Genomic DNA, 14,558 nt, shown 5'->3' with positions numbered 1-14,558 from the left:
CTCCTAAGCGCTGAGGTATGCAATGCTTTGCTGTAATAGTTGAGCGCCATTAGGCGTGAGTATTGATTCTGGGTGGAACTGAAAACCTATCACTCGATCTTCACTATGGTAGATAGCCATGGGAATAGATTTATATCTTGCAATGACGTTGAGTTCCTGCGGCACTTTAGTTGCCATTAAAGAGTGGTAGCGAGCAACAGGAAACTGTGAGCCCAACCCTGCAAATACTGGGTGCTCATCAGCTTCTATTATAGAAGACTTACCGTGTACTGTTTCGCCTGCACGGCCTATCTCACCACCATAGCTTTGTGTGAGCGCCTGCTGACCTAAACAGATCCCAAGCATCGGAAATCTACCTTTGCAAAGAGCAATTAAAGCCAGTAAACAGCCCGCTTCTGAAGGGGAGCCAGGTCCCGGAGACAAGACTAAAATCACCGGCTCTACTTCAGCGCACATTTTATTGTAAATTGTTTCAGCTGGGATGTTGTTACGATAGACGACTAAGTCAAGCCCAAGGAGGCTAAGTTCATCAACCAAGTTATAGCTAAATGAATCAAAATTGTCTAAGAAGTATACTTTAGTCATTATTTGTATCCTCATACGTAGACTGTACAGCTTTTATCACGGCCATCGCTTTTGCCTTGGTTTCATTTGCTTCACTTTGTGGATCTGAGTCAAATACAACTCCTGCACCTGCTTGCACGTAGGCGATATCATTTTTTACAAATGCAGAGCGAATGACGATACAGCTGTCCATAGCACCGTTCCCCATCAAGTAACCTACTGCGCCACCATAGCTGCCACGGCGCTGTTGTTCGGTATGGCGAACGAGCTCTGCGGCTTTCACTTTTGGTGCACCGACTAAAGTACCCATGTTCATACATGCTTGATAGGCGTGAAGTGCATCTAAATCAGGTTTTAATTGGCCAACGACTCTGGATACTAGGTGCATCACTTGGGAATAGCGATCGACCTTTAATAATTCTTTGGCGTGCCGCGTACCTGGCACACTGATCCTAGCTACATCATTTCGCGCAAGGTCGACTAACATTAAATGCTCTGCACGTTCTTTTTGATCGTTTCGTAGTTCAAGCTCGATGCGGCTATCCAAGTCTGGGTTGATGTTACCATCAGCAAACTTACCACGGGGTCTTGTGCCTGCAATAGGATAGACTTCAACTTGATTACTCTGCTCACAATATTTGAGCGCTGATTCAGGAGATGCGCCAAACAAAACAAAGCGCTCGTCCTTCATATAGAACATGTACGGACTGGGGTTTTGTAATTTGAGCTGTTTATAGGCGGCGAGTGAGTTATGGCAAGGAAGTGAAAAAGAGCGAGAGGGAACGACTTGAAATATATCACCGTTGATAATATTGGTTTTCAATTTTTCAACGTGGTTGCAGTAGTCGTCATCACTAATATTTACTTGAACTTCGGGGCAGCCAGCAATAGGGCTAAATTGAAACTCGGTAATTTGGTCACACTGGCTATTGAGTGTTTCTAGTTGTTTGCCGACCTCAAAACAGTTGGCATGTACGTCAGGGCCATTGAACACATTGCCGATCAGCTCAGTGGTTTGCGTTTGATGGTCAATAACCACTAGGGTTTCAGCTAAATAAAACACGTAATCAGGACAGTCATTATCACCATTTGGCACATCTGGGAGTTGTTCGAAGTTAGCGACCATATCATAGGCAAATACTCCACCTAAAAAGACAGAGAAAGGCGTGTCTGAATTCTGCTTTATTTCATTGATACAGGTTCTAAGTGCACTAAAGGCATTATCAGCCTTGAGTTTAGTGTGCTCATCAATATCACTTTCAAGTCCATTGTATGAAAGAGTTAATGTATCTTCGCTGAGATGAACATCACAATTTTTTACCTTTTGTGCAAGGTACGGCAGTAGCTGAGCCCCATTATTGGATAATGCTTTGGCGATGACCTGAGCACCGTTACATTCAAATCGGATAGCGCTATCTACAAGTACAATGCTTTTCACATTATCTTTCGACTCAATCTCTGCGGATTCAAGTAGTAGTGAGTTTTCTTTGTTTAAACCAGCGTATAGTGACAAAGGGCTAGCGGTATAGTCGCGCCTTTGTCTTATGCTGGTGACCTCACCTGGTGTGGTCGTTATGTGACTAAAAATCAAACCTCATTCCTCTTAATTTCTAGATATTCTGTTTAGAAAATAAAAAACCCCCGAAAGCTGAGCTCTGCGGGGGTTATTGTTCAGGCACAACAATACCGTCCCGCTAGGGCATCCACCACCACCAAATTGTGTTTACTGTGATATTGCTGTTCATTAAAAAGCCTTAAAAAAATATAAAAAAACCCGCGACATTGCGCGGGTTAATAAATCGTAGATATAACGAAACACACCCGCTTAGTTCGAGTGCCACCACCAAATGTTTTTTTGAAATTGTTTGTTCATTTGTGAATATTTCGTTGTTTAATCTAAATTAGCTACAGTAAACCCCATTCTTGATACAAGTGTCAAGGGCAAATATCAAAAAATAACCTAAGGTCGTATCAGTTCAGATGTGGTATAATCAAAACGTTGATAATTCAGAGAGATAGTTAGTACATTTTGATTAAATATGACTTACACAGCCATACTACTTTTTCCGATGGTCGCTTAGCGGTTAATGAGCTGTTGGAGCGAGCGACGGAAAAGGGCGTTGATATTTTGGCCATTACTGACCATGACACCATAGATGCTATCCAGCCTGCGCAGGAATATATTCGTGAACACAATCTGGCACTTGAACTAATCAACGGGGTGGAAATTTCCACTAAGTGGGAAAGCTTTGAGATCCATATTGTTGGGTTAGGTTTCAGTCCTGAACACTTAGCATTGACGACACTACTGAGTGAGCAACAAAAAAAGCGTGAGGCCAGAGCTATTGAGATTGGCGCGCGGTTAGCCAAAAAAGGCTATGAAAATGTGTATGAAGATGCGCAATCACTTGCCCAAACTGCTCAGATCACAAGAGCGCACTTTGCTCAAGTGTTGGTACAAAGGGGCGTTGCTAAAAACATCCAAGGGGTTTTTAATAAGTTCTTGGCGCGTGGCAAAACTGGTTATGTACCAAGCCAATGGTGTGATATGAGGACGGCAATTGAGGCTATTCATGAAGCCGGTGGGGTTAGCGTGTTGGCACATCCTGCTCGTTATAAAATGTCAAATAAGTGGTTAAGAAAGTTAATTGCAGAATTTAAACAGGCTGGTGGAGCCGCAATGGAGGTTGCACAGCCACAACAAGCACCAACCGAACGTCAATTTTTAGGGCGGTTAAGCCAAGAGTTCGGATTATTGGCAAGCCAAGGGTCTGACTTTCATTTCCCGATGCCTTGGGTTGATCTTGGTCGTAACCTATATCTTCCAAAGGACTGTCAAGGAGTTTGGCGCCATTGGGGAGGCAAAGAGGAATAATAGTATGAGCCAATTTTTTCATATTCATCCAGATAACCCACAAACTCGTTTGATCCGTCAAGCGGTTGATATTATTGAGCAAGGCGGCGTTGTGGTGTTCCCGACTGACTCTGGATATGCCATCGGCTGTAGCCTTGGAAATAAACAGGCCAAAGAACGCATTGAGCGGATCCGTGGTATTGAAAAGCATCATAACTTTACTCTGTTATGTCGCGATCTATCTGAGCTTTCGACCTACGCTCGAGTAGACAACCAAATGTTTAGAATGATTAAAAACAATACACCAGGACCATACACCTTTATTTTTAAAGGTACTAAAGAGGTGCCGCGTCGTTTACTGAATGAAAAAAAGAAGACCATAGGGATCCGTGTTACGGACAATCCGATCACCTGTGCGTTGCTGGCTGAGCTAGGCGAACCTTTGATGTCATGTTCCTTGATTTTGCCAGGTGAGCAGTTCACAGAGTCGGATCCTGATGATATCCGCACGCGTATCGAAAAGCAGGTAGACTTGATTATTCATGGTGGCTATTTAATTGAGCAAGCAACCACGGTTATTGACATGTCTGAAGACACAATCGAAATCCTGCGCCGTGGCTGCGGCGATACATCGCCATTTGAATAACGTAAGCTGAGATGGTACAGCTATCACAACAGAAATTACCGCTGGCCTTTTTACGTGGTGAAGCGGTAATTGAAAAACCAGAAGATTTATATATTCCACCTGAAGCTTTGGAGGTTATCTTAGAAACCTTTGAAGGGCCGCTAGATCTGCTCCTCTACCTCATCAAAAGACATAAGCTTGATATTTTAGAACTACCTATTTTTAGTATTACCCAACAGTATGTCCGGTATGTTGAGATGATGAAAGACATGCAGCTTGAACTTGCCGGTGAGTACTTAGTGATGGCAGCGTTACTCGCGCAAATAAAATCAAGAATGCTATTGCCAAAACACGAAGAGTTAGAGGAGGAAGAAGATCCCAGAGCTGAGCTAGTTAGGCGCTTACAAGAATACGAACAATTTAAACAAGCTGCTGAAAACTTGGATGAAATTCCCCGTGTTGAACGTGACATTTTTGTCGCTCATGCGTTGATAGATAACAGCGCTGAGACTGAATCTGAGTTTCCTGATATCGAGCTTAGAGAATTACTTTTAGCACTCAGTGAAGTAATGGCCAGAGCGAAGACCTTTGAGCATCACCAGATACAAGCTGAGGCACTATCAACTCGAGAACGTATGAGTTTTATTTTACAGCTACTACGAGAGCAAAATAAACCTGTTGAGTTTGTGCGATTTTTTACCTTGGACGAGGGACGCAGCGGCGTAGTAGTGACTTTTATTGCAATGTTGGAGCTCATCAAAGAGCAGCTGGTTGACTATATTCAGGCACACAGTGCGACTTCAATTTACCTGCATCTAAAAGGCTAGGGGATGCCCTCTACCTCTGTTATAATCTGCTTTTTGTCTTCAAGCATAGAGTATGAAAAGACGCGTTAGCGATGAACAATTGGTTGAATTGGTTGAAGCTGCCATTTTTGTTTCAGATAAGCCATTGTCTAAAAAGCGGCTAAAAGAAACTGTGCTGGAAGATATCGGAGTATCATCACTGCGTATCGATAAAGCACTAGAAACATTGATAAGTCATTATCAAACTCGGGGTGTCCGGCTGGTTGAAGTCGGTACTGGTTATCGCTTTCAGGCTTGTCCGAGCTTGAGTCCTTGGTTAAGTAAACTTTGGCAGGAAAAAGCACCGAAATACTCACGTGCTACACTTGAAACCTTAGCTTTGATTGCTTACCGACAACCGATCACTCGCGGAGAGATAGAGCAAGTTCGCGGTGTAACTGTGAGCTCTACTATTATCAAAAGCTTGATTGATCGCGAGTGGATAAAAATAGTTGGCCATAAAGAAGTACCCGGTAAGCCCGCGCTATATGCGACGACGAAACAATTTTTAGACTATTTTTCATTGTCAGCTTTAGGAGAATTACCTCGATTGCCTGAACAACATAATGAAAAAATAGAACAGTTATTAAACGATCCTTCTGTGAGAGAACCATCTGAATGAGTGAAAAACTACAAAAAGTATTGGCAAGAGCTGGCGTTGGCTCAAGACGCGAAATGGAAAAGTATATTGAGTCTAACCGCGTAAGTGTAGATGGAAAAGTTGCCAAGCTAGGAGACCGAGTAGAAGAAACATCGGTGATCCGTGTAGATGGACATGTTGTTAAAATTGAACAACAAGAAGAGCGCATTTGTCGCGTACTTATGTACCATAAGCCTGAAGGAGAGCTGTGTACTCGGCGCGATCCGCAGGGGCGTCGTACAGTATTTGATAGATTGCCAAAATTAGATGGCGACCGTTGGATTGCTATCGGTCGATTAGATATAAATACTTCAGGCCTTTTGCTATTTACCAACGACGGTGAATTGGCTAACCGCTTAATGCATCCCAAATATGAAGTGGAGCGTGAATATTCTGCTCGTGTTTTTGGTGAAGTAACCAATCAAACGCTGCGAACACTGACCACTGGCGTTGAGCTGGATGATGGACCTGCTAAGTTTTTGAAGATTAAACCGCTTGGTGGTGAAGGACTGAACAAGTGGTTTAACGTTACCCTTACTGAAGGTCGTAACCGTGAAGTGAGACGATTATGGCAATCTCAAGAGGTTGAAGTCTCTCGACTGATCCGTATTCGTTACGGAAAGCTTGAGTTAAACAAACGTCTACCGCAGGGGGGCTGGGAGGAGCTGAAATTAGAAGATGTAAATTATCTTCGCAAGTCAGTAAGCCTACGCCCTGAGACCCAAACAAAATTGTCGGTAATGCCTGAAAAGCGCAAAGATAAGCGGGCAAAAATTAATAAAATCAGAAAAGCAGTGAAAAAGCATAATCAACGGGTAAAAACTCCCAGAAGAAAATAGCTTTATACTGATACGACGCCAGCACAAATTGCTGGCGTTTTTATTTACGCTTTTTGAGGGTAAAGTAATGGAAGGAGAACTCAAAGGCAGTTGTCTGTGCACGCAATAAAAAGGCTGCTATTGGGAGTAGCAGCCTTGTAGTCGTTAACCTTTATTTAATACCAATTTGAAGGAGTAAATCTGACGCTAACAGCGTTAAAAATTTCTTATTTAGAACAACTAAATAGCAAAATTTTAGCCTTGTTATCGGCAAGATTTTCTCACCTCAAATAGACCACTTAATTAAGAAAATTGGTATAAGTTTAATATGTTTGTGCGTCTAGTGATTGCCCATTGACATCTATAGAATCATCAGACATTAAATATAAATAAGTAGGCATCAAGTCTTCAGGTGTCTTTAGTTTATCTTTATCTTCACCTGGGAATGCTGATGCACGCATGCTGGTATTCGTCGCACCAGGATTAATACAATTAATACGTATATTGGTTTTGCCAACTTCTTCAGCCCAAGTTTGCATCATACCTTCTGTTGCAAATTTAGAGATGGCATAGGCTCCCCAAAACTCACGACCTTTGCGCCCTACACCAGAAGAGGTGAATACAATAGAGGCATGTGGCGCTTTGCGCATGACAGGGAACAAAGATTTGGTGATAACCGCTTGAGCTGTTACGTTTACTTTCATAATGTTTTCGAAAGTTGAAACGCAAAAATGCTCCATCGGTCCTAAAGACCCAAGAATTGACGCGTTATTGAGCAATCCATCCAATTTACCAAACTGCTGCTCAATGGTCGCTGCTAAGTCGCGAAAATGCTGCTTGGTTGCACCGCGCAAATCCATAGGTACAATAGCAGGCTGTGGATAACCTGCGTTAACAATTTCATCATAGACAGCTTCTAGCTTACTGGTGGTTTTGCCTAATAATATGACGGTTGCACCATATTTTGCATAGTTAATCGCTGCAACTCGGCCGATGCCATCGCCAGCACCAGTTACTAATATCGTTTTGTTTGCAAGTGCGTTTTCAGGAGCTTGATAAGTCTGCATTCTGGACCCCAAATAAGATGTTTATGTCATTTTATCATAATGCGCTAGCAAGTAAGCGAATTTATTGTAAATATGGCTGGCGAAATAACAAAGTTTGAGTTAAGTTTAACTGGTCTAATGTCTTATTAAAAATGCAATTACATAGAATTAACGAGAATTATCACAATAATAATAAGATTATGTCGGAGCCTATAAAATGAAAAAAATGCTACTCTCACTCGCAGTATCAGCAGCACTTGCTGGCTGTGGAGGCGGTGAAACGTTAGAAGACGTTAAAAATGATACCGCGCCCGTTTCTCCAACCATCTCAGTAAAATTTGACCCGTCTGGTGGTGTTATCTCAGTCCCTAACGATATATTGTTGTCAGGTACCCAAGATGGCACATTAAACTTACCAGGTGAAATGCTTGGAAAAGTTGATGGTGACGGCAACCCTGTGGTGACTCGTGCGCACTATGCAGATCCTGGTATTGTACTTGGAGCGCAAGACGGCTGGTCAACGCAAATGCCGTTTGCCATTGACATGACAACGCCAAATGGCCTTAAAGTTGATGCACAAAGCGTGCAGACCCCAGGTTCAATCCGTATTTTTGAAGTGAAAATGGGTGGCCCATTAGCCCAAGATCCAAAGTGCTCGGCACTACCTTCAGGAATTGCATGCGAAGTGGTGGCTGAGCTTGAGTTTGGTCCACAGGGTGATTTTGTAACGATGGCAAATAGTGCTGGGAACGGTGTTGTTATCGTTCCTGTCAAACCATTCAAGCCGCAAACTACGTACATAACAGTTTTGACGACGGGATTAAAAGATTCATCAGGTCAGAGCGTTGATGCCTCTTCAACATACTCGTTGCTACGCCAAGGCTCACCTTTAGTCACCGACACTCAGAAGTCACTACAAGCGGTGATCCAGAGTTATGAAAAAGCGGTAACTGATGCGGGTGTGACTAGTACAGAAATTATTTACACCGCAGCGATGACCACACAATCTGTTGGTGCTGGTTTAGCTGCAACCAAAGCTTTACTTGCACAATCGCTCGCGAAGAATGCGCCACCGGTTGTTGCGGTTCCGGCTCAGGCACCCATGACGGTCGCTGATGCACTAGAAGGTAAAGTGCCAGCAGCAGTATTACCGGCTTTTGAACAAATCAAATTAATGCGTGGTGTTATTCAATTACCACAATACTTAGCGAAACCTCAGACAGGCGATATAGAAGCATTAGCAGATACCTACTGGCAGGCGTTGTGTGACAGCCCCGTTACTTTAGGTGGATATGTTGCACAAGGTGGTCAGTTACCACCTGAAGCGCAGGGGGACGACCAAATTTGTGCAAGTTTCCCAGTACCTGAAGGGGTTCCTCAGTTTAGAAGTATCGGTGTAGATAAACAACGATTTATCACTAGATACAACCCAATACCAAAGCAGCAATGGCTGGCAAATGTGCCGGTTCAAATTACATCACCTTCCGGCGAGGCCCCTAATGGTGGATGGCCTGTTGTTATTTTGCAGCACGGTATAACCAGTAAAAAAGAAGATATGCTTGGCTTGACGCTATCACTAACGCAAGCTGGCTTTGCGACGGTCGCAATCGACCACCCAATGCATGGCGAACGTGGTATTGATATTGACGGTGATGGTAACGATGAATTCAATGCCTCGACCGGTAGCGTACTTTCTTACATGAATCTGACATCGTTATTGGTAGCAAGAGATAACTTGAAGCAATCGGCTGCCGATTTGATGGGCTTACGTGTTGGTCTTAACTTTATTAACGTAGCATCGGGCGGTCAAGTTAACTTCAATACTCAGCAAGTCAGTTATTTAGGTCACTCTCTTGGTTCTATTGTAGGCCCAAGTTTCCTTACACAAACTAACGCGCCACTTGATGTAAATGTTGATCACCTATTTAAAGTGGATACGGCAGTACTTGCTAGTGGTGGTTCAGGTATTGCAAACTTCTTGATTGAATCAAAATCATTTGGCCCATTTGTGCAAGGTTCGGTATTGAGCTCTGCTGGTAATTTGGCGTCACAAGCATTCAATGGCTATTTACAGGAAGGGGCTGCTGCTGATTGCGGCGCATTTGCTGCGGTACCAAGTGAGTTTATGTCATGTGCGTACGCAACCTTTAGAGGTGGCCTAGAAGCTGCAGAGGATACGGCAACGCTTGCATTGATTGACGCAACCGTAACGCAATTTGGTTTTGCTGCGCAGACTGTGCTAGATAGTGCAGATCCACTAAACTACGCGTCATCAGTTAAGGCGTTACAGACTCCAGTTTATATGAGTGTCGTAACAGGTGGTGTGAATGGTAATGCTGCGGACTTGGTTATCCCTCCGACAACAGAACGTAGCTTCTTATCTGGTAGTTTACCACTTGCAAGCTTCATGGGGTTAAGCTCAGTTAATGAAACGCAAGTCACTCCGGGTAGTTACGTGGTTAAGTTTTCTCAAGGGCACCATAGCTCGATTTTGACCACTGGTTTTGCTGAAAAAGCAGGTGGAACTGCTGCTGGCCATGCTGCCGCATCGGTTGAAATGCAAACTCAAGTTGCCAGCTTCTTGAAGTCTAAAGGCGCAGTACTTCAGATATCTAACCCAGACGTTGTTGCAAACTAAAGCGTTTTTCGAGACTATAACAGGCCGCAGATAGCGGCCTTTTTTGTGTCCATTTGACCGCGAACGCAATGGATAACTTTTTCAGCTAAACGAGGAGAGTAATTTGGCATTTTTGTTTGAATATGGGTTATTTTTGGCCAAAGCAGTGACTATTATATTTGCTATCGCAGTGGTTATTATGTTGGTTGTAGGTGCCAGCCATAGACCGAAAACAAAGAAAGGTGAAATTGAAGTCACTGATTTGAGTGAGAGCTTGGCAAAATCTAAAGAACAGTTTTTAGAACAAACCTTAGACAAAAAAGCACTCAAGGCACGCAATAAAGCGCAGTCGAGAGAACAAAAAAACCAAGATAAGCTTAAAGAAACAGTCAAAAATGTATTTTATATCGAATTCAACGGCAGTATGGACGCACATGAGGTATCAGGCTTACAGGAGGAGATAAATGCTATTCTCACAATCGCTGATAAAGCCACAGATCAAGTTATTGTCTCTGTTGAAAGTGGCGGTGGTGTGGTTCATGGTTATGGTTTAGGTGCATCGCAGCTAACTCGTATTAAACAAGCAGGGATCCCACTGACGGTATGTGTTGATAAAGTGGCCGCTAGCGGCGGATATATGATGGCTTGTGTTGCAGATAAGATTATCGCAGCCCCGTTCGCGATTATTGGCTCTATTGGCGTAATAGCACAGATCCCCAACTTCAATCGTTTGTTGAAAAAGAATAACGTAGATTTTGAGATGGTCACTGCCGGTGAATATAAGCGCACATTAACCTTGTTTGGTGAGAACACCGATAAGGGACGCGAAAAGTTTAAAGAAGAAATCGAGCAGACGCATGGTTTATTTAAACACTTTGTCGCTGAACATCGCGCTGATCTCGAGATCGAGAAAGTAGCAACGGGTGAACATTGGTTTGGTACACAGGCGCTCGCACTTAAACTCGTTGATGAAATCTCTACCAGTGATGATTTACTTATGTCATTAAACGAAAATCATCAGCTTTATAAAGTGAGTTATAGAGTGAAAAGGGGCGTTGTGGAGAAGTTTGGTCTGCAACTGGGCAATGCTTTGGAGCGTGTAGCCATCAAAACACTGTCTAAACTAAACCTCTCTAAGTATTCTGCATAGTACTCATTAATAATTGATAGGCGATAACTTATTATCACCTATCAATGCTTGCAAAGATAGACACTGGCACAGCAGCCTCCTTTAACAAACTCAATGTGGCACTGCCAATTAAGCTGCTGGCATAGTTGTTCCACTAACTTCAAGCCAAGAGCATATCCTAGAGTGTCAATCTGCGGTGTTAGATTGTCCATGGATTCGGTGTTTTTTATCGCGATCAGATCCTGGTGTTGGTGTATTTCGATAGTGCCACAAAATGTATGCTGCATCGCATTTCCAATGAGGTTACCAATCACGGTTTTAGCGGCGGCACTGGGAAGCCAAACCTGATAGCGGGATAAATCAAACGACATTTGAATATCACGCTCTGCAATTAAATAACTTAATGCTTTGACTTGTGATTGAATAAGCCAGTATAAAAAGTGGGGACGCGTAAGAAACGGGCTATAGAATAGCGACATCTATTGTTTTGGGCATTAACACGTAGTGACAAATAACAAATTTGCGCTAGATTATACTACTAACTTTGGTTAGTGTAGCTGTTGGCATTTTTAATTTAAGGAAAATTTTGATGCTTTACATAAGAACTTATCTAATAGGAATATTGTCCCTATTTTTGTGGGGATGTGGCGGGTCTAGTGACTCACAACCCTCCGAAACCCCAGCTACAACACCACCAGAAATAAAAAGCTATATAATTTCGACTTCTTTTAATGAGGGGGGATTTATTACACCTAAATCATTCGAACTAGCCGAAAACTCAGACAAAACGTTTGTGATCAGTGTCGATCAAGGCCATGAACTAGAGAGTGTTTCTGGCTGCAACGGGACGCTAAATGAAGATAATTTTACAGTCAGTAATCCTGCAGCAAATTGCACGATCAAAGTCAGGTTCAAAGCCTATCAATATTCAGTTAATGTTGCGACCTCAGTTGGAGGCTGGGTAGACAAGCCCAATTACCAATTGCCTTATGGTGAAACTGCGAAGGTTAATATTAATCCCAATAGTGACCATTTTATAAATTCGGTAACAGGCTGTGGTGGTAGGTTAAATGAACAACAGTACACAACAGGTGCTATCAATGCTGATTGTACTGTAGATGTCAATTTCAATAGCCATTTCCCGATCCCTGCTGAAGGTATTGAACGCATACGTCTACCTGTTGTCGTTCATGTGATAGAAAATGAATATGTGCAGATAAGCGATGAACAAATATATTCTCAAATCGAAGCGACAAATCGACATTTCAGAGCTCTAAATAGAGATGACCTTGAAACAATTGAGGATACACTTGTGCCGTATATTGCGGATACTGGTATACAACTTTATTTGGCAACTCACGATCCTGACGGTAACCCTCATTCAGGTATAAACAGAAAAACAGCGGCGTTGAGTATCATTACGCTCGATAATGCTTATGCAAAAGCTGAAAAAGGCGGCATCGATGCTTGGCCAAACGATCAATACATTAATGTATGGGTCGGGTATGCACGAGATTTACAAGGAAAGCTGGGATTACTCGGAAGAGCGAATATTCCAGGGCTTGTTGAAGATAGGTTGGTAGGAGTTGTTGTAGCGGACTCTGTGTTTGGTGTAATACCTCCACGAGAGCCCAGATTTGATGAGGGAAAAACGTTCACCCATGAACTAGGTCATCTATTTGGTTTGATCGGTCACACACATGGCGTACCTACCGATGAAAATACCCACCGTCATTTGACTTGTGATGGTCAACCGACAACACAATGTAAAAATAGCGACTTGGTAATGAATTTTATGAATGCTGAGTCAGATGATAAAGATCAAAAAATGTTTTCCATCAGCCAGTATAAAGTGATGCAAACATGGCTGAAAACAGGTCCCTTACAGGCACTTTATCTTAACAATCAGAACAATAACTAGAACAGCTCCGGGTGCTGACAAGATTAGTCTGCGGTGTATCGTTACGCTGTAGACTTTTCGCCGTCATCAATAGCATTTTTAGGTGTTGTATCGAGCTTTATCAGGCGCTCCATAACTACGCAGGCCGTCAGATCTCCTGTGACATTGAGCACAGTTCTACACATATCTAAGATCCTATCTACTCCCAAGATAAGGGCAATACCAGCTGCAGGGATCCCAAAGCTGGTTAATACTGAAGCCAAAATTACAATACCGACCCCAGGGGTACTCGGGGAGCCAATGGATGCACCTACAGTGGTGAGTATCAGTAACAAAATTTGACTGTCGGAGAGTGTTATACCAAAAACTTGAGTCAAAAATAGTGCTGCGATCACTTGATAGAGCGCAGTACCGTCCATGTTGATCGTCGCGCCTAAAGGGATGATAAACTGAACAATCGGTTTTTTAACAGATAACGGCTGCTCAGCTGTACGCATTGAAAGCGGCATTACTGCGGCTGAACTGGACGTTGAAAAGGCTAATAATTGCGCACCTTTAATTGCTGATAAAAAGCGCCAAGGGCTAATCTTTCCTGCGCTACTGGCTAAAAACAGGTAGACAAACATAAGTAATAGCAAACCCAGCAGCACAGTCGCAACATAAGCAGAAACACCCAACAGGGCATCGATGCCAATCCGAATAGTAATATCACAAAGTAACCCAAAAACCGCAAACGGAGCTAGCAGCATAGCCCAATTAACAATCTGTAGGGACAGCGTTTGTGCTGTTGTGGTGAGCTCCAGAAGCAGGGACTTTTGCTTTTGAGTGAGTGTGGTGATAGCAATACCGATAAAAATGGCATACATCACAATAGCAAACATATCTTTATCGAGAGTGGATTGAGTAATATTTGATGGAATAATTGCCACCATGCGCTCAGGAATGCTTTTTAACTCAACTGTAGCTGTAACGGTCGTGGTATGCTGGCTATTGAGGTTATCAAGTAGCTGACTATCCACATATTTCCCCGGCTCAATGTAGGAAGCAACCACCAAACCAATGATGACAGCAATAAAGGTGGTCATGACGAAGTAGGGGAAGATCCTAAGTCCAACCTGCTTCAAAAACGCGGTGTCCTTGTTACCCGCAATGCCAAGAATGATGGATGAAAGTACCAGTGGGATCACAACCATCTGGATCAAGGCTAAAAATAGGTTGCCAGGTAGTGCAACCCATTGTGCTATTTGTAGTGATAGCTCAGCACTAACCAGCCCTACTCCTTTAGGGGAAAGTAAAATACCCACGGTAATACCCAGTATCAAAGCCACAACAATTTGCAGCCATAGCATTTTCTTTTGTAAAAAATAACTAATGGAGTAGGTCGTTTTCATTCCTTTTCCTTGAAACTGAGATAGTTGTACAGACAATGGTTATTTATAAATAGCATATCAGGATAGGTGTGAAGATATGTTGATTGGTATCAAGTATAGAATGAGCGTAAAAAGCTGGTTGTGGTGAGG

At 42.9% G+C, this 14,558-nt stretch carries 13 protein-coding genes; 8 read left to right on the top strand and 5 right to left on the bottom strand.

Annotated features, from left to right (window positions below):
• Nucleotides 1–3: 3 nt before the first annotated feature.
• Entirely contained in the window at nucleotides 4–585 is a 582-nt protein-coding gene (locus HUZ36_RS01480) for an aminodeoxychorismate/anthranilate synthase component II (RefSeq protein WP_147391110.1), read from the bottom strand.
• On the bottom strand, nucleotides 578–2,155 hold the full coding sequence (locus HUZ36_RS01475) for an anthranilate synthase component 1 (RefSeq protein ID WP_147391111.1): 1,578 nt from the start codon (nucleotides 2,153–2,155) through the stop codon (nucleotides 578–580). The genes HUZ36_RS01480 and HUZ36_RS01475 overlap by 8 nt, the downstream gene beginning before the upstream one ends.
• 438 nt (nucleotides 2,156–2,593) lie before the next feature.
• On the opposite strand from HUZ36_RS01475, the gene rnm reads away from it, so the two are divergent.
• The 5 genes from rnm to rluB are packed head-to-tail and all read left to right on the top strand — an operon-like array spanning nucleotide 2,594 to nucleotide 6,367.
• Nucleotides 2,594–3,439: an RNase RNM gene (gene rnm / locus HUZ36_RS01470; protein ID WP_176031828.1), complete on the top strand. Its 846-nt coding sequence runs from the start codon at nucleotides 2,594–2,596 to the stop codon at nucleotides 3,437–3,439.
• A 4-nt stretch (nucleotides 3,440–3,443) separates the two neighbouring features.
• Nucleotides 3,444–4,064 (top strand): L-threonylcarbamoyladenylate synthase, encoded by a 621-nt coding sequence (locus HUZ36_RS01465; protein ID WP_176031827.1) that lies wholly within the window; start codon nucleotides 3,444–3,446, stop codon nucleotides 4,062–4,064.
• An 11-nt stretch (nucleotides 4,065–4,075) separates the two neighbouring features.
• On the top strand, nucleotides 4,076–4,870 hold the full coding sequence (locus HUZ36_RS01460) for a segregation and condensation protein A (RefSeq protein ID WP_176031826.1): 795 nt from the start codon (nucleotides 4,076–4,078) through the stop codon (nucleotides 4,868–4,870).
• 52 nt (nucleotides 4,871–4,922) lie between these two features.
• Nucleotides 4,923–5,510, top strand: a complete 588-nt coding sequence (gene scpB / locus HUZ36_RS01455; RefSeq protein ID WP_125252990.1) for an SMC-Scp complex subunit ScpB — start codon at nucleotides 4,923–4,925, stop codon at nucleotides 5,508–5,510.
• Nucleotides 5,507–6,367 carry a 23S rRNA pseudouridine(2605) synthase RluB gene (gene rluB, locus HUZ36_RS01450; RefSeq protein ID WP_125252991.1) on the top strand — a complete coding sequence of 287 codons (861 nt, stop codon included), beginning with the start codon at nucleotides 5,507–5,509 and terminating at the stop codon, nucleotides 6,365–6,367. Before scpB ends, rluB begins: the two co-directional genes overlap by 4 nt.
• A gap of 302 nt (nucleotides 6,368–6,669) precedes the next feature.
• On the opposite strand, the gene HUZ36_RS01445 is transcribed toward rluB, so the two are convergent.
• Nucleotides 6,670–7,413, bottom strand: coding sequence for a YciK family oxidoreductase (locus tag HUZ36_RS01445; protein ID WP_125252992.1), 744 nt, complete (start codon nucleotides 7,411–7,413; stop codon nucleotides 6,670–6,672).
• A 196-nt stretch (nucleotides 7,414–7,609) separates the two neighbouring features.
• Here HUZ36_RS01445 and HUZ36_RS01440 point away from each other — a divergent pair, with 196 nt between their 5' ends.
• Both HUZ36_RS01440 and sohB read left to right on the top strand, forming a co-directional pair.
• Entirely contained in the window at nucleotides 7,610–10,030 is a 2,421-nt protein-coding gene (locus tag HUZ36_RS01440) for a VolA/Pla-1 family phospholipase (protein ID WP_176031825.1), read from the top strand.
• Nucleotides 10,031–10,133: 103 nt separating this feature from the next.
• Nucleotides 10,134–11,159: a protease SohB gene (gene sohB, locus HUZ36_RS01435; RefSeq protein WP_176031824.1), complete on the top strand. Its 1,026-nt coding sequence runs from the start codon at nucleotides 10,134–10,136 to the stop codon at nucleotides 11,157–11,159.
• Nucleotides 11,160–11,200: 41 nt separating this feature from the next.
• Here sohB and HUZ36_RS01430 read toward each other — a convergent pair whose 3' ends face one another.
• Complete coding sequence (locus tag HUZ36_RS01430) at nucleotides 11,201–11,617, bottom strand: sensor histidine kinase (RefSeq protein WP_176031823.1); 417 nt, start codon at nucleotides 11,615–11,617, stop codon at nucleotides 11,201–11,203.
• A 110-nt stretch (nucleotides 11,618–11,727) separates the two neighbouring features.
• On the opposite strand from HUZ36_RS01430, the gene HUZ36_RS01425 reads away from it, so the two are divergent.
• The gene (locus HUZ36_RS01425) at nucleotides 11,728–13,059 is read left to right on the top strand and encodes a M43 family zinc metalloprotease (RefSeq protein ID WP_176031822.1); all 1,332 of its coding nucleotides are present in this window, start codon (nucleotides 11,728–11,730) and stop codon (nucleotides 13,057–13,059) included.
• Between the two features lie 41 nt (nucleotides 13,060–13,100).
• On the opposite strand, the gene HUZ36_RS01420 is transcribed toward HUZ36_RS01425, so the two are convergent.
• A complete protein-coding gene (locus tag HUZ36_RS01420; protein ID WP_176031821.1) occupies nucleotides 13,101–14,429 on the bottom strand; it encodes a dicarboxylate/amino acid:cation symporter in 1,329 nt (442 codons plus the stop codon).
• Between the last annotated feature and the right edge of the window lie 129 nt (nucleotides 14,430–14,558).

This window comes from Pseudoalteromonas sp. McH1-7 (assembly GCF_013366255.1).
Classification (GTDB): Bacteria; Pseudomonadota; Gammaproteobacteria; order Enterobacterales; family Alteromonadaceae; genus Pseudoalteromonas; species Pseudoalteromonas peptidolytica.
The sequence above is the reverse complement of the archived record's forward strand: the minus strand, read 5'-3'. Positions and strand labels throughout refer to the sequence as shown.